Source organism: Hymenobacter sp. (assembly GCF_036387835.1).
Taxonomy (GTDB): Bacteria; Bacteroidota; Bacteroidia; order Cytophagales; family Hymenobacteraceae; genus Hymenobacter.
The window spans coordinates 1-21,575 of the sequence record NZ_DASVSY010000029.1 but is presented as its reverse complement, the minus strand read 5'-3'; the positions used below and the strand labels follow the sequence as shown (position 1 = coordinate 21,575).

Sequence of the window (21,575 nt, the reverse complement as noted above, 5' to 3'; positions counted from 1 at the left end):
TTGCGTGAGGCTGTAGTAGGCGTTGATGATGTTCATGTCGAGGGCTACTTGCACGTAGCCTGCCAAGCCGGCCGGAATTTGGGCGGCATCATCAATAGCAATGCGCTGGCCATCTACGTCTACGGTTAGCGAGGTGGGGGCTTGCTGCGCTTTGTTTTGCAAGCCGAGGCTTTGCACCAGGGAGTAGGCCAGGCTAGCCCGGGTAACGGCCGCCGACGGGCCGAACACGCCACTAGCCAGGGGCTGCATGACCCCGTTTTGCACCTGGTTCCGGTCGCGCAAAGCGGCACCTTTCGCCGTTACCGATTCGGCCAATAGGCGGTCGGTGGCGCTTACGTCGCCGAAGCTCACGGCGCCGCTGATAGGTAGAAACTGGCGCACGGCCTGGCCCATGAGCAGGTAATCAGCCAACTCGATGCGGCTCAAATCTTGATTGGGCTTGAAGCCATTGGAAAGCCCGTCCATCAGGCGCTTGCTAATGGCCAGTTGAATAGAGGCCTCGGCGGGGTGTCCGACGGCATCAGCTAGGCCCGTAGCGCCGGCAGCTTGGTTCAAGGAAATAGTACCCGTTACGGTTTCGGGCAGTGCCACGCCCTGCAAGCCATCAAGGCGTACCGTCCAGGTGCCAGTTTCAGGTCCGGCCACGGCCACCGCCCGGCCCGGACTGGTAGCAAACAGCACCGAAATACCGGAAGCATAGCGCTTACCGCTCGGCGAAAGCAGCACCAGATTCACCGGGTTACCCGTCTCGCCGAGCAAACCCGATACTTTGCAGCTTACTTCCAGCGAGGAAGTGCCGGCGGCTACGGCAAACGTTTGGCTGTTGCTGGCCGTGGTGGCCGGGTTGAAATTGATGGTGAACGGCGAGCTAGTAGCGTTGGTGTTCACGCTGCTGTTGAACACCCGAGTGGCATTCACCGAAGCGCCATAGCTAGCTTGGCGGAAAGCCCGGTCGACGGCGGCATAAGCATTCACCATGCCGCGACCCACCTCCCACGATTCGCGGTTAGGTAGGTTGGTAGCGGTTTGCTCCAGAATAGTTTTCACCTCCAACGGCGTCAGGTTGGGGTTGGCGTCCAACATCAGAGCCACGATTCCCGCTACGTGCGGGGCCGCCATGCTGGTGCCCGTGAGGTGGGTGTAGAAAGGCAGGTAGGCCGGCTCAATGGCTTGAATATCTTGCTGCGTGCTGAGCAAGCCGATTGGCGAAATAGCGCGGGTCGAAACGATATCGGTGCCGGGGGCGGTTACCGTCGGCTCGTCGCGCCACGGGAAGCTTTGGCCATCAACGGTTACAGTGCCATTCACGCCTTTGCGGCCACGTGAAGACGAGGGCGCTAGTACGCTGGCCTTGTCGGCATTGCCCACGCAGATTACCCAAGGAGCCTTCTTGTAGTTGCCGGTGATGGTGCCCGAGCCCGCGCCCGAGTTGCCGGCCGAGAATACCACCACAATGTTGCGGTCCACACAGCGTTTAGTGGCAATAGTAATAGGATCGAGGGGGTTAGGCTCGGTACCAACGTCCGAGGTGGTGCCAAACGAGTTGGTGATAACGCGGATGTTGTACTGAAACTGATGCACCAGGGCGTAGTCAAACGCGCCTACCACGTCCAGAATAAACAAGCCTGCGCCCGTGCCATAGCCGATGAGGTCGGCCCCCGGCGCGACCCCGGCGTACTTGCCGTTAGAGGCCGCGCCTGTAGCGCCCACAATGCCGGCTACGTGCGTGCCGTGGCCGCCCGTCTGGTCGGTGTTGGGCACATTCTCTAGGTAGGTGATGGGCAGCAGAGCATTTTGTGCGTTCAGGTTGGTGGTACCTAACACGTTCTGCTTCAGGTTCTGGCCGAGCTTCAAGTCCGCGTGTGTGCCGTCAACTCCGCTGTCGTTAATTAGCACGCCCACGCCCTTGCCCGACACCGGCAAACCGCCGTTGCGCTGCGTAAAGGACGATTCCAGACGTACACGCTGAGCGCCGGTTAGGGCAGTAGCGCCGTCGTTGTCGCGCGTGAGGGAGCGGTTTAAATAGATGGATGCCACGCTAGGGTCGGCAGCTAACTGGTTGATTTGGGCGGGAGTGGCTAGTACACCGGCTACTGGCAAGGCTTGGAGCGAAACGCCCCGGACGATGCCCAATGTTTGTAGTTTCAGAAGGTTGGCGGCCGAAGGGGCGCCATTGCCTTTGAAGGTAACCACTACCTGCTGTGCCCCAGTGGCAGTAGCCAGGGCCGAAGAGAGGTGAGAATCAATAAATGCCTGAGCTAGTACGGCTCCGGTGCTGCTCATCCAGAGCAGCAACCCGAGTAAAGTTTTTTTCATGCTATTAGTGTAAAAGTTTGGTTGAGGCAGTGAAGTAGGGCTACATACGCAAAGCTCTAAATTATGGATTTGTCAACAAAAACCTTTTTTCATTAAAAATACATTAACACAAGCTGCGTAGATTTAAATTAATTTCATAAAATTCAATTTTGTGCAAGCGAACTGCTAAGCCCTGAAAATAGTATGCTGCCTCACAGTTGGTGCTTGTTAAAACTAAACAGTAAACCGAGTTAGTCCGTAAGCAACACCCTATGCCTATTCCCGCCAAGCTCACAAAAGGCAACCTGCCCACTAAAATCTGCCTCACCTGCGGCCGACCCTTTGAATACCGCAAGAAGTGGCGTAACTCCTGGGACGAGGTGAAATACTGCGGCGAAAAGTGCCAGCGGAACAAGCCGAAGATGCCAAGCGAAACCACCTAACTATGGCAGCGCCGAAAACAAGTTGTGCTGTCAATAGTCAGCTTTTTTGTGAATGCCCATAAACTTTAGGCGCAAGGCAATGCTTATTCTGCTCGCACAGAACTGCTACGGGACTTTACCCCGGCCCTCTCTCCTCAGGCAGAGGAGGAACTAGCTCTAGAAACGCTGTTGGCTCTTAACTTTTTCCTGGTTCCCCCTCTGCCTGAGGAGAGAGGGCCGGGGGCAGGTCAACCGCACTTATCAATAGAACACTTGTGTACACCTGCTGCTATGGATCTGTTTGTTGTTGGTGATGTGCACGGCTGCTACCACACCTTGCAAGAATTGCTGCAACACTGGCAGCCCGAAAAAGAGCTTTTGATTCAGGTCGGCGACTTGATGGACCGCGGCAACTTTGCCCCGGAGTGCGTGGCGCTAGCCATAGAGCTAAGCGAAAAATACCCCGAGCAAGCCCGGTTTCTGAAAGGCAACCACGAAGCAGGCATGCTGGATTATTACAGTCTAGGCTATCTTTCGACCTCTTGGCCGGAGTGGGGTGGGGACCTCACTATACAGCAGTACGAAGCCCAACCTGAGCTATTGACTCCGCACTTAGCCTGGATCAAGCAACGGCCTTTGTTTTGGGAAAACGAGCACGTCTTCGTGAGCCACGCCGGCATTGCCGCTACCCCCGACCCGTTTGACGAAGAAAATCCTGACGGGTTGCTGTGGCGCCGAGGACCGCTGCACAACATCGGCAAGCTGCAAGTAATCGGCCACACGCCCACCCCTAATGGTATATATGTGGTGGATACGGCAGCCAACTCACTGAACTTGGACACCGGCGCCGTGTACGGCCACGCTCTCACCGGCGCCCGAATTTCTGAAACAGGTCAGCTTCTAGACGCTATTTCTGTGCCCACGCACCGGGAAGATAGTTCGCGGGTGAAGTAAGAGAAGTACGGCCGGGGTTCTATCTTACAGCCGTACAGCAAAAACAACTTCACCAATGAACAGAAGGCTTTTCTTGCGGAACGGCTCCTTGGCCGGGTTTGCACTTACCGCTTTGGGCACCACCGCCTGCACCACGGAGGCCAACACCAAGCCAGCAACCGGCCCCACCGGCGAGGCAGCAGCCCCCGACTCCTTCGAGCTAAACGAAGCCACCATCAGCGGGCTGCAAGAGAAGATGGCCAACGGCCAGCACACCGCCCGCTCCCTCACCGAATTATACCTGAAGCGCATCGAAGCCATCGATAAGGCCGGCCCGAAGCTCAACTCGGTAATTGAAGTCAACCCCGACGCCCTCACCATTGCCGATGCGCTCGATAAGGAGCGCAAAGCCGGCAAGCTGCGCGGTCCGCTCCACGGCATCCCGGTGCTCATCAAAGACAACATCGACACCGGCGACAAGCAGCAAACTACCGCCGGCTCCCTGGCTCTAATCGGGCATAAGGCCACGCAGGATGCCTTTATCGTTAAACAGTTGCGAGCCGCAGGAGCAGTGCTGCTCGGCAAAACCAACCTGAGCGAGTGGGCTAACTTCCGCTCCACGCGTTCCACCAGTGGCTGGAGCAGCCGCGGCGGCCAAACCAAAAACCCCTATATCCTCGACCGCACGCCGAGCGGCTCCAGCGCCGGCTCGGGCTCGGCTGTTTCGGCCAACCTGTGCGCCGTGGCCATTGGCACCGAAACCGATGGCTCTATTGTGTCGCCCTCGTCGTGCTGTGGGCTGGTGGGCATCAAGCCAACGGTGGGGCTGCTGAGCCGTAGCGGCATCATCCCGATTTCCGCCACCCAAGACACGGCCGGTCCCATGGCCCGCAACGTCCGCGACGCGGCCATTCTGCTCGGCGCCCTCACCGGCCAAGACCCTACCGATGCCGTAACCAAAGAAAGCGCCGGCAAAAACCAGCCCGACTACACCAAGTTTCTGGATGCCAACGGCCTCAAAGGCAAGCGCATCGGTATAGAAAAGCGCCACCTGGAAGGGGTTTCCGGCGCCATTCCGCTGTTCAAGCAAGCCGTAGAGCTGCTCAAAGCCCAAGGTGCCACAGTGGTAGAAGTGGAGGTAGATAAGCCCTGCGACGCCCTCGGCGAAGCCGAATATGACGTGCTCCTGTACGAGTTCAAGGACGGCGTAAACAAGTACCTGGCCACGGCCAACACGCCCGTCAAAACCCTGGCCGACGTCATTGCCTTCAACACCCAAAACAAGCCCAAGGCCATGCCGTTCTTCCAGCAGGAAATTCTGGAATCTTCGCAGAAGCTGGAAGGCTTGAGCAGCCCCAAGTACCAAGCGGCCCTTCGCAAGTCGCACTTAGGTGCCCGCCAGATTCTCGACGCGGCCATCAGCACCAACAAGCTCGATGCCATCGTGGGCATCACCACCGGCCCCGCCCGCGTCATCGACCTAATCAACGGCGACGCTGGCGGCGGCCCCGGCTCGTCATCGCCCGCCGCTATGGCCGGCTACCCACATATTACCGTCCCGATGGGCGTGGTCAATGGCCTGCCCGTTGGCTTGTCGTTTGTGAGTGGGGCGTACACCGAAGGCCCGTTGCTGACGGTGGCGTATGCCTACGAGCAAGCCTCGAAGAAGCGAGTCGCCCCGCAGTTCCAGCCGCCGTTTGTGGGGTAAAGAACCTTTCGTTGGAAACCCTCCCGAACCTAATTCGGGAGAGTTGTTCATATCCTGCGCATAAAATCTATAAAGAGAGCCAAACACAAAAGTTAGCAACTAAGCCTACAAAAAAGAAGGAGGGCGAAACCTAGGTTTCGCCCTCCTTCTTTGTACTCGTGCTTAATTAGATCGAACTGCTTACTTATCGTCTTCTGATGACTCGTGTGGGGCTTTGCTGGTCGAAGAGGAAGCACTGCCGGAGCCGCCTTGGTCACCGGTTTCCTCGTCTAGGTTTAGTTCGTAGCCGCCGGTGCCGTACGTGGGCCGGCCGCTGCTCTGGCCGACTACGCCGGCATCTTGCTTGCCTTGAACGGCATTATTGGAGCGTTCGTCAAGCGGTTGATCGGTATCAGCAGGGGCTTTGGTAGTTGCCATGGTTGAGCGCAGTTTAAGGTTAAATACTCCTCCTTGTACGATACCCCCGCTTTAGTAGCCGTTTTTGGTTGGTTGTTTTTAGTTTATCGAACTCAATAAGCCGAGCCTAATTTCAAGCTGAAAGCCAAAAACGAGCAAGCTACTCCGCCCGCAACTCGAACACGTGGCTGGTGAGGGCGGGTGCGTTGTTGGGCGATACCAGAATGCCGGCTTTCATTAAGTAGTCGCCGGAGTAAGTTTGGCCGTTGGCGGCCAGCTGCGACTTTCTGCCGGGCATCAGGTTAATTTCGGTGATGCGGTAACGGCGGGAGGGGTCGAGGCCCTGAAGCTTCACGGGCAGCACTGTTTCATTGAAGCGGGTGTGCAGGTTGTAGGCAAACAGCACCGCCTGTTGCTGGGCAGGGTCCACGTACACTAGGGCCGCCTGGCTGCTTTCGTAGGGCGAGCGGAGCCGGAACAAGTCACCTTGCCAGATAACCGGGCTCAGGCGTTTGTAATCCTTGATGGCCTGCTGGCTGAACGCCAACTCCTCGGGCTTCAGCTTGTCCACCTCAATATCGTAGCCCAGCTTGCCCATCATGGCCACATCGGTGCGGAACTTGATGGACTGCTGCCGATTCCAGTTGGTTACGTGGCTGGACATTGTGTTAGACGGGAAGAAGTTGGAGTAGCTCCACTGAATAAGAACCCGCTCGAAAGCGTCGGTGTTGTCGCTCACCCAGAACTCGGTGAAGTACTTCAAACCCCCGTAATCGGTGCGGCCGCCGCCACCCGAGCACAGCATCATGGGCACGTGCGGATACCGCTGCCGGATTCGGTCGAGCACCTTGTACAAGCCCCGCACGTAGTCGATGAAAAGGTGACCCTGATTTTTGCCCAGGTAAGGGGAATAGGTGTTGGTCAGCATCCGGTTGCAGTCCCACTTCACGTAGGCCACGCCCTTGGAAAGCTGCTCGTCTACCACGTTGAACACGAAGTCCTGCACTTTGGGGTTGGTCAGGTCCAGCACCAGCTGGTTGCGGCTGAGGTCTTCAGGACGGTTGGGCAGCTTCAGAATCCAGTCGGGGTGCTTCTCGTACAGCTCGCTTTTCGGGTTTACCATTTCAGGCTCCAGCCAGATACCGAACTTCACGTTTTCCTTCTGCGCGGTTTGTACCAGGTGCCCCACGCCACTCGGGAGCTTGGTTTTGTTGGCCTGCCAGTCGCCGAGGCCGGCCTTGTCGTCGTTGCGGGGATATTTGTTGCCGAACCAGCCATCATCGAGCAGAAACAGATCCACGCCGAGCGTGCGGGCCCCGCCAATCAGAGAGTCGAGCTTGGCTTCGTTGAAATTGAAAAAGGTAGCTTCCCAGTTGTTAAGCAGCGTTAGGCGGGGCTGCGTGCCATCGAGCACGCTGTATTGCCGCGCCCACCGGTGCAGGTTGCGGCTGGCCTGGCCCTTGCCCTGGTTGGAGTAGGTGAAGATGAACTCGGGCGTAACAAACGGCTGGCCCGCTGGCAGCGTGTATTCCGAAGCATAAGGATTGATGCCCGCCGAAATGCGCAAGGCGTTGAGCTGGTCTAATTCGAAGGCAAACCGGAAGTTGCCAGTCCAGCCAAGGGTGCCGGCTATGAGCTCACCCGTGTTTTCGTCGGCCGGCTTGTCCAGGGCCAGGAAAAAGGTTGGCGTCTGGTACTGATTGGCCCGCGTACCGAGCTTGCTGTCGATAACCTTCACGCCGCTTGTAAGCTGGCTTTCCTGCATGCGTACCTCTTCGGCCCAGTCGCCATGATACTGCGTGAGCCAGTACTTGTCGGCATCGAAGTGCAGCATGGCGGAGGCGTAGTTGGTGAGTAGCACCGGCCGCTTCTCCTGGTGCCGAATTTCCGTCCACGTCTTGATGACATCTTCCTTGAAATACGCCGTCAAATGCAGCGCCACTTCCACCGGGTACTGCGGGTCCTTCAGTTGGATGGTGGTGGTCACGTTGTCGCCCACTTTGTTGGTTTGCACCCCCACAAAAGCCAGACTAAGCGAGGGGTTGCCATCGGGATGCACTACTCGAATAGCCGGCTCAAATAGATTGTCGGTGCCGGCGGTGGCGTAGGCTTCGTGTTTGTTTGGCAGACTCTTGTAGTCCTGCTGGTTGGTGAGCTTGGTGCCCACGTGGGTTTGGTAGAGCTTTTTGTTTTCGCCCACCGCGAAAACCAGGCTCGTGTGGCTGGTTTCGATGATAATGGGAGCGGGGGCCGATTGCGCCGCGGCATTGGCCAGGCCAAGCGGCAGAAGCAGGAAGCACAGGAAAAGTTTGCGCATAAACAGAGAGCAGTGTAGGAACAGTAAGGCGAGCCGCCAAAAGCAACGGCTAAGGTTTGCATGGGGCCGCAAGTTGCTGGTTTCATTGAATTTTCAGTGAAAAAATATCTGTGGAAAGTGGAATTTGATGGTTCCCGCCAAGTAACTGCCGGCCTCCTAGGTCCGATAACTTGTTAGTAAGCTCAGCGTTTGAAGGTGGGCTCTATACTGACTTCGGATGCAGTTCAACTGCTTGTTTCTGTACGTAGCTGGCATTTTTGCAGGGGTGTTCACTATCTTTTGCGAGGCTGCAGTACAAGCCCGGCCAAACCGTTGGCCTCCGCTACGACCCCTCAATCCTTGCCGCTTCACCGTCGATGCCTTCGACAAGTTGAATCACACGCTAATAAAAGTGGTCTTCTTCCTAATAGCTGGTGCTATCATTGTACTGTTGGCGATAGTGCTACTCTTCTTTTCGTTTCTGCCACGTTAGCTATTGAAGGGCTACTTAATTCAGCAGGGAACGTAAGTTTTTATGCCGAGTAGTTGAGCCTACGGTGAACATCCAACACAACAGCATGCCGCACCTCTCTACGGCACGTATTGCTCTGTAATGCTCGTAACGCGGCCTTGGGTGGTTTCCACGATAAAAGGTGCGTAGCGGAACAAGGCTTTGCCTTTATCCAGCATTTGCGCGGGCGTTGCGCTGTATTGACGTAAGTCACTGGAGGTGTCCCAAAGCGTGATAGTAGCTTGCTCGCTCAGCGGGAAGGTACGTGGCCTGATAATGTCGTTGACGATGTAGTGGTCGTCGAACACCGAATAGATGGAGTCGCCGTTTACCACTTCCACTTGGGCGTCGCCCTTGCGCCGGGCTGCTGCCACGGCGGCCTTGCCGGTCAGAAACTGGATGTAGTCCAAAGTCACGTAGAAGCGCCCTTTGCTCATATAGAAGCGCCGAATATAGGCGTGGTTGCGGCCAGTTTCGCCTACTCTTTCCGTTGTAGATACTTCGCTCTTTACGGCGGCTGGCACCACTTCTTCCTGCTTGCGGCCCGCCGATTCACGTTCGGAGCTACAAGCGGATAAGGCCAGAAAAGTAAAAAGTAAAAAGCGTTTCATAGCTAGGTGTACGCGGACGGTACCCAGCGGTTATTGGGGTGCTGCATGGCTTATTTGTGCCATGAAGGCTAGGCTCTAAGTTCTGCTCCCACTTGGTGGGCCGCTACCTAACACTCGCTTTGCAATAACAGTAGCCTGCCGAATGATTAGTGCCGACGAGGTAGGCAAACCAAAGCTAGAAGGGCCAGTAGGAGGAAATGGGCTATACATTTTGGATGGTGCATCAACAAGTAGAAGGGCCCACCGAATAATCTATGTCAAGGAGGAAAAGCAGTTGAATAAAGGCTCTTTCGCTCAAAGCTTCAAGCATGCATTTGCGTGTGAATAAGCTTGAAATACCCTTTCCGTATATAAGCCATAATTCTATTGGTAATAGCATAGTACAACAATATGAATAGTTATTACATTGCAAACGTTTGCACAATCGATTTCCAACTTTAATCCCCACGCTATGACAGACAGGAATACTTCAAACAAAAGGTATGCACTCTTCTACAAGCAAGCCTTTGCGCTCGTCTGCTTGTTGTCGTTTCTACAGCTCAGCAGCCAAGCCCAAACCACGGAAGCCTACAACTGGAGCAATGCAGCCATTGGCGGTGGCGGGTTTGTCTCCGGCATTGTGACCAGCAAAACGCAAGCCGGGTTGATGTATGCTCGCACCGACGTGGGCGGCGCATACCGTTGGGACGCGACAAACAGCAAATGGCTGCCTTTGATGGATTTTGCCTCCGATCAGGAGCAAGGCATGTTCGGGGTCGAATCTATAGCACTCGACCCCCAGAACTCGGCGACGGTGTACGCCTACTGCGGCATCAACTATTTCAACAACGGCCGCTCGTTTATTTTGCGCTCCACCAACTACGGCGATAGTTGGACGGTGGTAGATGTAACGGCGCAATTCAAGGCCCACGGCAACGGCATGGGCCGTAGCAACGGCGAGAAGCTGCAGGTAGACCCCGTCAACAGCGCCACGCTGTACGTGGGTACGCGTTCCAACGGCTTGTTTAAGAGCACCAACTCCGGTAGCACTTGGGCCCAAGTGGGAGCACTCAACGTCACTACCACGGCCAACGGCAATGGCGTCAGCTTTGTGGTATTAGACAAAAACAGCACGGCCAGCGGCGTAACCCGGCGAATCTTTGCTGGTATTTCTCGCGCTGGCAACACCCAAAACCTGTACAAAAGTGAAGATGCGGGCGCCACGTTCACGGCCTTGGTCAACCCCAACTTAGCTAGTGGCCTGATGCCGCAGCGCGCCGTGCTCACCAGTGATGGCAACCTGCTGATCAGCTACGGCAACGGCGCGGGTCCGAACGGTACCACTGCCGAGCCTTACGACCAAGGCCAGATCTGGAAGTATACGCTGGCCTCCGGCGCCTGGACCAACCTGACCCCGGCTGGTGTGAACCGTGCGTTCGGCGGCATCAACGTTGACCCCAAGAACCCCAACCGCATCGTCATCTCCACTACCAACACATACCAGCTGCAAGGCAGCGTATATGGCGACCATTTTTACCTGTCAACCAACGGGGGCAGCAGCTGGACCGATGTAGTAGCCCGCGGCTTCACCCTCGACCCCAACGGGGTTACCTGGGTGCCGGGGCAGTCTATTCACTGGGCCGGTTGCATCGAGTTTGACCCGTTCAACAGCAAGAAAGTGTGGGTCACCTCCGGCAACGGGGTGTATTCCAACGATGATATCGACGTTTCGGGTACCTGGAAGTTCAACGTCAAGGGCCTGGAAGAAACCGTACCCCTGAACGTGGTGAGCCTTCCTGGTGGGCCGCTGCTATCAGTTATCGGCGACTACGACGGCTTCCGCCACACCGACGTGACGGTTTACGCGCCTATTTACTCGCCCCGCATCGGCACCACAACCGGCCTGGATTATGCGGGCCTCAATCCCAACAAAGTAGTGCGGGTTGGCGATACCATGTATTACTCCACCGATCAGGGCGTGACCTGGACGAAAACGGCGGCTATCAACGGCACCAAGGGACAAGTAGCCTTGTCGGCCGATGGCAGCGTCCTGTTGCACTGCCCCAACTCCACCGCCACTACCACCTACCGCTCCACCAACAACGGCGGTAGCTGGACCACGGTGAGCGGACTAACATTCAGCAACGCACGGCCGGTAGCCGACCGGGTGAATGCCAGTAAGTTTTACGCTTACAATCCGGCCAACGGCTCTATGCTGGTAAGCACCAACGGGGGCGCTTCATTTGCCGCCGCTGCCACGCTGGTTACTGGCGGCTCTAGCGTAATCCGGACCGTACCGGGGCGGGAAGGGCACTTGTGGGTGGCGCTCTACGGCGGCGGGCTGGTTCGCTCCACCAATTCCGGCACCTCCTTCACCAAGCTCAGCAACGTAACGTATTGCGGAGCAGTGGGTATAGGCAAAGCCGCCACCGGCAGCAACTACGAAACCATCTTTATCTGGGGCGACGTGAGTGGGGCTCGTGGCATCCACCGCTCCACCGACCAAGGAGCTACCTGGGTGCGCGTAAACGACACCCGGCACGAGTATGGCGGCCCGGCTAACGGCCAGTTTGTGATGGGCGATATGAACACTTACGGCCGTGTGTATATGAGTACGGCTGGCCGCGGTATTGCCGTGGGTCGGGTTGCTTCATCTACTACTCCGGCCAACCGAACCTCGTTGAACTCAGAGCAAACCGGGGCAGCAACCGGCAGCGCCACAATAGCGGTGTACCCTAATCCGGCCGGGCAATCCGTTACGCTGGCGTTAGCCCCGGCGCTGGTAGGCGGCCAGATTACGGTAATCAATGCCCTAGGAGCCGTAGTTCAGACCATACCCGCGGAGCAAGCCTGGCAGGCAGTCGACCTCCGCCAACTGCCCGAGGGCTTGTACACCATCACAGCCGTGAAAGGCAAGGCAAGCGCCGTAACGCGCCTTCTCAAGCAATAGCTTGCCGAATCTTGTTCTAAACAGCCTATTTCGAGCAGTTAGTCGCTTGGGATAAGCTGTTTAGGAGATGAGCTACCCGGAGAGGCAACCACGCAAAAACGCCCTTCCAGCCATATGGCCGGAAGGGCGTTTGAGTTTGAGGTAAGAACAAGCTCGGATTTTTCGGCGAGGCTTTTCGCTTGTTTTTTCAACTGCTGCTAGTGGCGCTTCTGTTCGGGCAGCACTGTTTCTAGTTGCTTGATGCGTTGCTCAGGCATTGATCCCACGGCCGCTGGTCTGGGGCAGTTACCTTATGCCAGGTCGAAACGGCCCAGGTTCATTGTTTTAGCCCATACAGCCACGAAGTCGCGCACGAATTTGGGCTGAGCATCGGCGTAGCCGTACACCTCCGCCAAGGCCCGCAGCTCGGAGTTCGAACCGAAAATCAGGTCTGCGCGGGTGCCAGTCCACTTCACGGCACCAGTCTTCCGGTCGCGGCCCTGGAAGGCGGTTTGCGCGTCCGACATGCCTTTCCAGGTGGTGTCCATATCGAGCAGATTGATGAAGTAGTCGTTGGTGAGGGCGCCCGGCCGGTCGGTAAAGACGCCGTGCTGCGACTCATCGAAGTTAATGTTAATGGCCCGCAGGCCCCCGAACAGCACCGTTAGCTCGGGCGCGGTGAGCGTCAGCAGCTGGGCTTTGTCCACTAGCATTTCTTCGGCCGAAGCCTTGTGGTGCGCCTTCTGGTAGTTGCGGAAACCATCGGCGCCCGGCTCCAGCGCCCGGAACGAGGCCACGTCGGTTTGCTCCTGCGAGGCGTCGGCCCGGCCCGGCGTGAACGGAACCGTCACCTCGTGGCCGGCGTTGCGCGCGGCCTGCTCGATACCGGCCGCGCCGGCCAGCACCATCAGGTCGGCCATCGACACCTGCTTGCCGCCAGTTTGAGCGCCGTTGAACTCCCGCTGCACGCCTTCCAGCACATGCAGCACCCGCGCCAGCTGCGCCGGCTTGTTGACTTCCCAGTCCTTCTGGGGAGCTAGGCGTAAACGGCCGCCGTTGGTGCCGCCGCGCTTGTCGGAGTCGCGGTAGGTAGCGGCCGAAGCCCAGGCAGTAGCCACCAATTCGGATGCTGACAGGCCGGAAGCCAGTATTCTGTCCTTGAGGGTAGCCACATCTTGGCTGTCAATCAGCGCGTGGGTAACGGCCGGCACCGGGTCCTGCCAGATCAGCTCTTCGGTAGGCACTTCCGGGCCGAGGTAGCGCTCAATTGGGCCCATGTCGCGGTGGGTCAGCTTGAACCAGGCGCGGGCAAAGGCATCAGCAAATTGGTCGGGGTGTTCGTGGAAGCGCCGCGAAATCACCTCATACGCCGGGTCTACCCGCAGGGCGATGTCGGTGGTGAGCATGAAGGGGGCGTGCTTCTTGGCCGGATCGTGGGCGTCGGGGATGGTGCCGGCGCCGCCGCCGTTTACGGGCCGCCACTGGTGCGCCCCGGCAGGGCTCTTGGTTAGCTCCCACTCGAAGCCGAACAGGTTATCGAAGTAGTCGTTGCTCCACTGGGCGGGCGTACTGGTCCAGGCGCCTTCAAGGCCGCTGGTGATGGTGTCGCCGGCGTTGCCGCTGCCGTAGCTGTTGCGCCAGCCGAGGCTCATTTCTTCCATGCTGGCACCAGCGGGCTCCATGCCCACGTATTTGCCGGGGTCGGCGGCGCCGTGGGTTTTGCCGAAGGTGTGGCCGCCGGCAATCAGGGCCACCGTTTCCTCGTCGTTCATGGCCATGCGGCCGAAGGTTTCGCGGATATCGTGGGCCGACAGGGCCGGATCGGGCTTGCCGTTCGGACCTTCCGGATTCACGTACACCAACCCCATCTGCACGGCGGCCAGCGGGTTTTCCAGGTGTCGGTTGCCAGTGTAGCGCTCATCGGCCAGCCACTCGGCCTCCGAGCCCCAGTAGATGTCCTGCTCGGGTTCCCACACGTCTTCGCGGCCCCCGGCAAAGCCGAACGTTTTGAACCCCATCGACTCCAGGGCGCAGTTACCGACGAGCACCATCAGGTCGCCCCAGGAGATTTGCTGGCCGTATTTCTGTTTGATGGGCCACAGCAGCAGGCGGGCCTTATCGAGGTTGGCATTGTCGGGCCAGCTGTTGAGAGGGGCAAACCGCTGCGCCCCCGAGCCGGAGCCGCCGCGCCCGTCGCCGATGCGGTAGGTGCCGGCGCTGTGCCAGGCCAGCCGGATAAACAGCGGGCCGTAGTGCCCGTAGTCGGCCGGCCACCAGTCCTGCGAGTCCGTCATCAACGCAAACAGATCCTGCTTAACCGCTGCCAGGTCGAGCTTCTTGAATTCTTCGGCGTAGTTGAAATCCTTGTCTAGCGGGTTGGACAGGCTGGCGTGCTGCCGCAGAATGTTGAGCTTCAACTGGTTGGGCCACCACTCGCGGTTGGTGCGGCCTCCGCCGGCACTGCGTTGCAGCGCGCCGCTGCTGAAAGGGCACTGTGCGGCCGCCGGCCCATTCACTTCTTCCAGAATCGAATCACCCGTGGGGTGTGCATGCTGACTGTTGTCCATCTTGAAATTGGGTTGCGGTTTGGTGTGCATATAATGCGCAGCCTGCCAAAAAGTTTGGATTTATACCTGTGCAGCCTACTAGTAATGCCGTGATGATGTGCATTAAGCAAAAAATAAGTTCTGGCTTATTCGGCGAGATAGGGCGGTGGGTATAACCCAGCACTCGGCAAACACGTAGCCTGGCAGCTGCGCAACTTCAACTACAAGCGTACTGGGGCTCTGAATGTTAAGGTGCACCGAACTCGCGTGGCGAATTCTACATGCCCGATTCCTGTTCCGGGGGCTGTGCTGCCGATGAAGCGGGTGGAGGTGTTTGGGGGGCTAGAGAGGTTGGTGAGCGGTAGATTATTCGGTTTAATGTTGCTATAGGGATATCAGTAAATTCGCTTCTGGCGTGAGAACTGAATCATTCTAGTATATTGCTGTAGTAAAATTTAATAACATAGTATGTCCACTGCTCTTCATTACTATTTCAGTGACTCTAAATTTACCTTTGGAAAATATAAGGGATATACTCTGAGGGAAGTTGCAATAAAAGATCCTTCATATATCAGTTTTTGCTGTGCTAATATTTCTCGTTTCTGTATTGCAAAGCATGTATTGAATGATTTGAAGAGTTGTAATACTTCTTTCTGCCTTAACTATGAAGCAGTTTGGTCATTAATGTTAAAGAATTCTTTATTGATTAATTGCGCTATTGATTTATCAGATGAAAATCGACCTCATGAACTAAAGCAGATTGACTATAATGGAGCAGAGTTTGATATACTTGCAATGCCAGGATATTATATTAGTTTGATTGCAAAATATGTGTATTTTTCCTCGTTTAATAATTTGAGTGATAGTGTCTACAATTCATTTGTTAATAGGGTGAATTCTGTTCTAATAAATAAGAGTTATAAAAAAGATATAACCGCTTTTGCTCTATTGATAAAAAATAATGAATTATCATCTATGTTGAAGTGGATAAATGACCCTAATTCTTGGTGTAATACTAGATTTAATTCTTTGAAAATTGACTGTTGGTTAAATTCGTCGAATGAATTCTCCGAGAGAAAGGCATTGTATATTGAAACGGTGAATTCGGAAAAGTACAGTGGAGTATTGATGTTAATTGATTTTTCTAATTCTGATTATAGCCCTTTAAGGCAAGTGTTATTGACAAAAGAAAAAGGGGATAAATATGAGGCTGAGCACTGGCGTCTTCCTAAATACGAATTTGATTATATTGTATACCGTAAAAATCACATTTCGTATCCTAATATAGATCCTTTTTCCAAGAAAAAAGAGCGAGATTTATCAATAGAAGAAAGTAAAAAATTTCTTCTATTGGAGAAAATAGAAGAAGATAAAATTAAAGAGATAAAAAAACATAATGATTATATAAAATTAAAATATGAAAAATATAAGTATGATAAAGGTGTCTATATAAATGCATTCAAGCCATTCGCAAGATTAACGATGGAATTTTGGTGGTCTATTTTTTTAACTTGTTCCGAAACATTTGGCCCACAGTATTCCAGAGACAAAAATTTAAACGAGTCAAAGTTTAATCGCAACTGTGATGAAGATACATATACTATAAGACTTGCAGCTGATGATATCAGTGCTATATGTAAAACTATGCCGGTTGATAAAGAAAATTCTTTGGACGATATAATCAACAAAGAGTATGATGATATTACGCGAAATTCATTCTTTTTGTCTATAGGGAAGAGGCAGGAAGTAAGTCATAATCATCATGATGATAGTGATAGTGATCCTTGGAAAGATTCGTGGGATACTATGACTGATGGACAATACGGAAGTTATAGAGGTTCTAACGATTATGAAGGAATTGGCTTTTGACTTTCTGTCGACAAGTTCTAAAAGTGGCGAAAGCCAAAGACTAGTCCTGACTCTTTTTCATCCAGCCGGAACAAGATAGGTTGTACCTTTGCTGCTTCAAAGCAAAGTAGGATGATTTCGATTAGCGACCTAGATTTCCATTTTGGCTCCCGTACGCTCTACGACAAAGCCAACCTCCACATAAAGCCCAAAGACAAAATCGGCCTGATTGGCTTAAATGGTCGGGGCAAATCCACGCTGCTGCGCATTCTGGTGGGCGAGTACAAGCCCGACGGCGGCAGCATCTCCATGAGCAAGGACGTGAGCCTCGGCTTCCTCAATCAGGACTTGCTGAGCTACGACTCGCACGAGCCGATTCTGATAGTGGCCATGCAAGCCTTTGCCGAGGCGCTGGACGTGCAGAAGAAGATCGATGCGGTGTTGCAGGAGTTTGAAACCAACTACACCGACGACCTGGTCGAGAAGCTGGCTGATCTGCAGGAGCGGTTCGAGTCGTTGGGTGGCTACACCATGCAGGCCCGTGCCGAAGAGATTCTGGAAGGCCTTGGCTTCACGACCGAGGAGCTGCAAAAGCCGCTGAAGCTGTTTTCGGGGGGCTGGCGCATGCGCGTGATGCTGGCCAAAATCCTGCTTCAGCAACCCTCGCTGTTGCTGCTCGACGAACCAACCAACCACTTGGACCTGCCGTCTATCAAGTGGATAGAAAACTACCTGGCCGGCTACGAAGGCGCCGTTATCATCGTGAGCCACGACCGGGAATTCCTGGACCGCACCACCAACACCACCGTGGAAGTGACGGGCGGCAAGCTGGTGCCGTATGCCGGCAACTATTCGTACTACATCGAAGAAAAAGAAGAGCGTAATCTGATTCAGAAAGGCGCTTTCGAGAACCAGCAGGCCCAGATCAAGCAGGCCGAGCGGTTTATTGAGCGGTTCAAGGCCAAGGCCAGCAAAGCCAAGCAGGCCCAGAGCCGGGTGAAGGCGCTGGATAAACTAGAGCGCATCGAGGACGTAGCCGGTGATGATGCCCGCGTGAATATCAAGTTCAATTTCACTGTGACGCCGGGCCGCCACATTCTGCGCATGGAGCACGTGGGCAAGAAATACGGCGAGAAAATCATCTTCCGCGACACCCACGTCCACATCGAGCGCGGCGACAAGATTGCCCTCATCGGAGCCAACGGCAAAGGCAAATCCACGCTGATGCGCCTGGTAGCCGGTCAGGAGGCGCCCACCAACGGCAACCACCAATTGGGCCACAACGTCATCATGTCGTTCTATGCCCAGCACCAGTTGGAAAGCCTGCGCATCGAAAACGAGATTTTGCAGGAGATGGTGGAAGCCGGGTCGCGGCGTACCGAGATGGAGCTGCGCTCGGTGCTCGGTTCGTTCCTGTTCACGGGTGAGGAGGTGTACAAGAAAATCAAGGTGCTCAGCGGCGGTGAGAAAAGCCGTGTGGCGCTGGCCAAAACCCTGATTTCGGAAGCCAACTTCCTGCTCCTCGACGAACCGACCAACCACCTGGACATGCAGTCGGTCAACATCCTGATTCAGGCCCTGGACCAGTACGAAGGCACCTACATCGTCATCAGTCACGACCGGTTCTTTGTGGAGAACGTGGCCAACAAAATTTGGTACATCGAAGACTACCAGTTGAAGGAGTACCCCGGTACCTATGCCGAGTACGAGCAGTGGCAGGAAGACCGGGAGAAGGCCGCCAAGAAAGCTGGCTTGCCTTCGCCGTCAGCCGCTAAGCCACTGCCCAAGCCCGAACCGAAAGTGGAAGCCACCCCCGCCAAAACCCCGTCGCCCGACCAGAAAAAAGCCCTGAAGGAGCTAGCCGAGGTAGAAAAGAAAATCGAGGAAACTGAGAAAGAATTGGCCCGCTACGAAACGCAACTGGCCGATCCGCAGATCTACCAAAACACCGCGCAGCTAAAAGATGCTACCGTAAAATTTGAGTTGGTGAAGAAAGAGCTAGCTCAACTCAACGACCGGTGGGAAACACTGGCAGAGATGTAAGCACTGGTTCTGCCGCAACACAAAAGCCCCGCCGGAAGCTACGTGCTTCCGGCGGGGCTTTTGTTTTATGTTGCAACGTTAAACGGCTTTGCGATGTGGTGGCATTCCGTGTTCCGTCAGTTAAATTTATTGCCAAAGTTGAATAAAGTTCATTTGTTCAGCATTCATTCGTTAGCCACCGTATTGCAAAGCCGATGTTGTGCGTTCGTACGTGCTTAGTCGTGAATAAAGTATCTGTCTGTTTCTTCGCCATCATCAATCATTCTTACTTCAATATCAAACAGATCATTCCAAACTGATTCCAATTTATTTTTTTCGATGAAGTCAATGTTAAGTTCATCGATAGGCTTAGCTATCTTGTCAATATCCATTAAATTGTTTTCTGAAAGAAACCATAGCAGTTTACGCACATCGTCACTCGGCACATTACTTTCATTCATGTGCCATATAAAGTCTTGTCTTTCTTCCTGGTCTGTTGGATCATACACAACTGTCCCGTAAACTTTGTCCAATTGAAAGTCAGTCCACAGGACTTTCTTTGCCCCTAAAGCACCAAAAAAAGCTTCTAAAAACAACTTCCGTTTCATCGTACAATGTTCATTGTTTGTTATGACGCACAACATCCGGGTATGCGCTACCCGTAGGGGTCACAAGTAGCGCATATCTGGCCTTAGTACGCAAGTTAGTAGCGTCATTGCAGCCAAAATGGGTAGGATGACGCTACCAGGAAGGTTCACAACCCGAGGTCATCTAAGGGGGAGGCAGGGCGGGTGCGTTGGGCTACGTGGGTGTAAATCCACATGGGTTTATTTCAGCAGCGCTTTTGGAACGACGTTAAGCGGTTTTATTTTTATGTCCTTGTAAAAAACTTCTGCGCCTTCGGATTGAATTTGCAATTTCCCTTGCGTAAGCGGCCGTTGCTGTCCGTTTTCCCATTGCCCGGAATGAACCAGCACCATCATGGCTACGCCATTTATTACGTGCACGCTCGTATCGCCGTGGCAATACAGGTCGAGTGTATTCCACTGCCCGGACGGTTTTTCGGCATCCAATCGTTTAGTGCAATGCCGGCCCGTCTTACCATTGGCGCTAAACGTAATTAACGGGCCCGCCGGGTCGTAAACATATTCGCTGTCTGATTTTTTGATGGCCGTAATATCCTCCATGCCTCCGGCCACGCCCCAGTAGTCGCCGCTATTGCCTTCCTCTATTTGGAACTCTTGGGAGCGCATCCATGCTCCGTAATCGGCGCCGTGGCGCCCGGTGGCGAAGTACAGCAAACCGCTGTCTTTTTTCTTATTCTTCTTCTGCCCCCACGACAATGAACCCCATTTGAACTTAAGCTGAAGATGAAAATCTTTATATTCCGCTTTCGTTGAAAGGCCGCCCCACGCTTCGCCGGAAATACGGATAACCTTTTCGCCGTTTTCCTTCACCACGTAAAAAACGTGTTTCGGGTCTTTGTTCAATCCCACGGGTATAGTACTTAACATTTTCCCCGAGTCATCCAACGGCGGGCCTAGGTACGTATCCCAGCCGCTGAGGTCTTTGCCGTTGAACAAGGGTTTCCAATCGTCTGTTTGGCGGAACGATTTGGAAAAGCCCACAACAACTGTACACAACAGCAGGAGCGCCACGATCCATCCATTTCGTTTCATAAGAGTCGTTTCATTGAAATTAGTACTATTCTGTTTCATGTAAGACGTGATGAATAACTGCCTCGTGAAGGTTGTAAAATGGAATTAATGTTATTTTCACTGGTCTAAATTTTTTGAATCCAACTTACAGCCAACATCTTATTTACAAAACTCGGGCTGTGTATAGACTTCGGGAGTCTGCACTTTGTGCGTAGCGCAGTTTCGGGAAGCATGCTGCCGTAAGTATGCTTCCCGAAGCTAACCATTTAAAGGTCTAATGTATCAAGTGGGGAGGCCGGGCGATTTGGGCTACGTGGGGGCAGGTTTCGGTAGTTTTGATCTTGCTATGGCCCAACAACTTCTGAATAATCCGGATATCTGTCCCGGCTTCCAACAGGTGAGTAGCCTAGCTGTGTCGCAGCATGTGCAAGGTAACTGGTCGGCGAATACCAGCCCGTTCAGCGGCCTGTTTTACTACCAGCTGTAGACTTCGCTCGCCGTAAGGCTCGCCGGGGCGCTGGCCTTCGAACAGGACCGTAGTGAGTTAAGGTGCCTGTGTTGTTTGCGTAAGAGTAGTCAGGTTGGAGGGAAACATAGGGGAATGTAACACCAAGCTCCGGCTTGGTGCGTCGTGCGCGTCATCTCAACGACGACGTTCAACGACGCACCAAGCCGGAGCTTGGTGTTACAGCTCGTGCCAATACGTGTAAGGCCATTGCTGCCAGTTGGAAATCAGGCCGGCTTTCACGGGGTTTTCCAGTACGTAGCTGATGATGCGCTGCATCTCGTCGGCGTCGCGCACGATATGGTCGTAGCTTTCGCGGTGCCAGAAGCGGCCGTTTCGGCCAAGTAGTGCGTTAGCTCTGGCGGCGGTGTAGCTTTTGATGGATTGTAGCGTTCGGGCTAGGGGGCGGGCATCGTCTGGTAGTGATACAATCAAGTGCACATGGTTAGGCATCAGGCAGTAACATACCAACTGATAGCCCTTGCTATCGTAGTAATGCAGGGCGTTCTGCACCAATTCAGCAACAGTAGGCATCCGCAGCCAGGTTGGGCCAATGTCCGCGCTATCCAGCAGCTTATCGAAGCGGCCAAAGTAGCGTCGCTGGCGGGCATAAGTATCTTCAGGAGCAGTACGCTGCACATCCAGCATTTCCCAATGAGCCCGCATCCGTTCCAGCACTATCCGCGGCAGTGAGCCCGCCAACCGAAAGGTGATGAACAGATTTTCACCCGGCGGCAGCCGATGCGGCAGTGCCCGTTGGTAATGCGTCAAGTCGGGGGGAAGCATGGGCAAATGTAACACCAAGCTCCAGCTTGGTGCGTCGTTGAACGTTGTCGTTGAACATCGTCGTTTCTAACCGCCGCGCCATCTCGACAACGACGACGTTCAACGACGCACCAAGCTGGAGCTTGGGGGG

17 protein-coding genes are annotated in these 21,575 nt (G+C 54.6%); 7 read left to right on the top strand and 10 right to left on the bottom strand.

Going from position 1 to position 21,575, the window contains the following annotated elements; genetic code table 11:
- Positions 1-2,316: S8 family serine peptidase (locus VF639_RS05910; protein WP_331144961.1), on the bottom strand; the 2,316-nt coding region annotated here is incomplete at its 3' end.
- Positions 2,317-2,567: 251 nt separating this feature from the next.
- Here VF639_RS05910 and VF639_RS05905 point away from each other — a divergent pair.
- The 3 genes from VF639_RS05905 (at position 2,568) to VF639_RS05895 (ending at position 5,358) form a co-directional block, all read left to right on the top strand.
- Positions 2,568-2,738 carry a DUF2256 domain-containing protein gene (locus tag VF639_RS05905; RefSeq protein ID WP_331144960.1) on the top strand — a complete coding sequence of 57 codons (171 nt, stop codon included), beginning with the start codon at positions 2,568-2,570 and terminating at the stop codon, positions 2,736-2,738.
- A 270-nt stretch (positions 2,739-3,008) separates the two neighbouring features.
- Positions 3,009-3,671 (top strand): metallophosphoesterase family protein, encoded by a 663-nt coding sequence (locus tag VF639_RS05900; RefSeq protein ID WP_331144959.1) that lies wholly within the window; start codon positions 3,009-3,011, stop codon positions 3,669-3,671.
- Between the two features lie 55 nt (positions 3,672-3,726).
- The gene (locus VF639_RS05895) at positions 3,727-5,358 is read left to right on the top strand and encodes an amidase (protein ID WP_331144958.1); all 1,632 of its coding nucleotides are present in this window, start codon (positions 3,727-3,729) and stop codon (positions 5,356-5,358) included.
- 180 nt (positions 5,359-5,538) lie between these two features.
- On the opposite strand, the gene VF639_RS05890 is transcribed toward VF639_RS05895, so the two are convergent.
- The 3 genes from VF639_RS05890 to VF639_RS05880 form a co-directional block, all read right to left on the bottom strand.
- On the bottom strand, positions 5,539-5,775 hold the full coding sequence (locus tag VF639_RS05890; protein ID WP_331144957.1) for a hypothetical protein: 237 nt from the start codon (positions 5,773-5,775) through the stop codon (positions 5,539-5,541).
- A gap of 139 nt (positions 5,776-5,914) precedes the next feature.
- A complete protein-coding gene (locus tag VF639_RS05885) occupies positions 5,915-8,071 on the bottom strand; it encodes an alpha-galactosidase (RefSeq protein WP_331144956.1) in 2,157 nt (718 codons plus the stop codon).
- Positions 8,072-8,641: 570 nt separating this feature from the next.
- The gene (locus VF639_RS05880; protein WP_331144955.1) at positions 8,642-9,172 is read right to left on the bottom strand and encodes a hypothetical protein; all 531 of its coding nucleotides are present in this window, start codon (positions 9,170-9,172) and stop codon (positions 8,642-8,644) included.
- A 451-nt stretch (positions 9,173-9,623) separates the two neighbouring features.
- Between VF639_RS05880 and VF639_RS05875 the strand changes: the two genes are divergently transcribed.
- Positions 9,624-12,101, top strand: a complete 2,478-nt coding sequence (locus VF639_RS05875) for a T9SS type A sorting domain-containing protein (RefSeq protein WP_331144954.1) — start codon at positions 9,624-9,626, stop codon at positions 12,099-12,101.
- A gap of 290 nt (positions 12,102-12,391) precedes the next feature.
- Here VF639_RS05875 and katG read toward each other — a convergent pair whose 3' ends face one another.
- A complete protein-coding gene (gene katG / locus VF639_RS05870) occupies positions 12,392-14,677 on the bottom strand; it encodes a catalase/peroxidase HPI (protein WP_414654668.1) in 2,286 nt (761 codons plus the stop codon).
- Positions 14,678-15,094: 417 nt separating this feature from the next.
- Between katG and VF639_RS05865 the strand changes: the two genes are divergently transcribed.
- Positions 15,095-16,495 (top strand): exodeoxyribonuclease X C-terminal domain-containing protein, encoded by a 1,401-nt coding sequence (locus tag VF639_RS05865; protein WP_331144953.1) that lies wholly within the window; start codon positions 15,095-15,097, stop codon positions 16,493-16,495.
- Positions 16,496-16,606: 111 nt separating this feature from the next.
- Positions 16,607-18,517, top strand: a complete 1,911-nt coding sequence (locus VF639_RS05860; protein ID WP_331144952.1) for an ABC-F family ATP-binding cassette domain-containing protein — start codon at positions 16,607-16,609, stop codon at positions 18,515-18,517.
- A gap of 215 nt (positions 18,518-18,732) precedes the next feature.
- Here the strand turns inward: VF639_RS05860 and VF639_RS05855 are convergent, their stop codons facing one another.
- From VF639_RS05855 to VF639_RS05845, 3 genes are all read right to left on the bottom strand, one after another.
- Positions 18,733-19,104: a hypothetical protein gene (locus tag VF639_RS05855; protein WP_331144951.1), complete on the bottom strand. Its 372-nt coding sequence runs from the start codon at positions 19,102-19,104 to the stop codon at positions 18,733-18,735.
- Between the two features lie 219 nt (positions 19,105-19,323).
- Positions 19,324-20,214 carry a 3-keto-disaccharide hydrolase gene (locus tag VF639_RS05850; protein WP_331144950.1) on the bottom strand — a complete coding sequence of 297 codons (891 nt, stop codon included), beginning with the start codon at positions 20,212-20,214 and terminating at the stop codon, positions 19,324-19,326.
- Positions 20,215-20,428: 214 nt separating this feature from the next.
- On the bottom strand, positions 20,429-20,548 hold the full coding sequence (locus tag VF639_RS05845) for a hypothetical protein (protein ID WP_331144949.1): 120 nt from the start codon (positions 20,546-20,548) through the stop codon (positions 20,429-20,431).
- On the opposite strand from VF639_RS05845, the gene VF639_RS05840 reads away from it, so the two are divergent.
- A complete protein-coding gene (locus VF639_RS05840) occupies positions 20,501-20,641 on the top strand; it encodes a hypothetical protein (protein ID WP_331144963.1) in 141 nt (46 codons plus the stop codon). The genes VF639_RS05845 and VF639_RS05840 overlap by 48 nt on opposite strands.
- A 198-nt stretch (positions 20,642-20,839) precedes the next feature.
- On the opposite strand, the gene VF639_RS05835 is transcribed toward VF639_RS05840, so the two are convergent.
- Both VF639_RS05835 and VF639_RS05830 read right to left on the bottom strand, forming a co-directional pair.
- Positions 20,840-21,445, bottom strand: coding sequence for an REP-associated tyrosine transposase (locus VF639_RS05835; protein WP_331144948.1), 606 nt, complete (start codon positions 21,443-21,445; stop codon positions 20,840-20,842).
- A partial coding sequence (locus VF639_RS05830) for a hypothetical protein (protein ID WP_331144947.1) occupies positions 21,384-21,575 on the bottom strand: 192 nt, incomplete at its 5' end. The genes VF639_RS05835 and VF639_RS05830, both read right to left, overlap by 62 nt.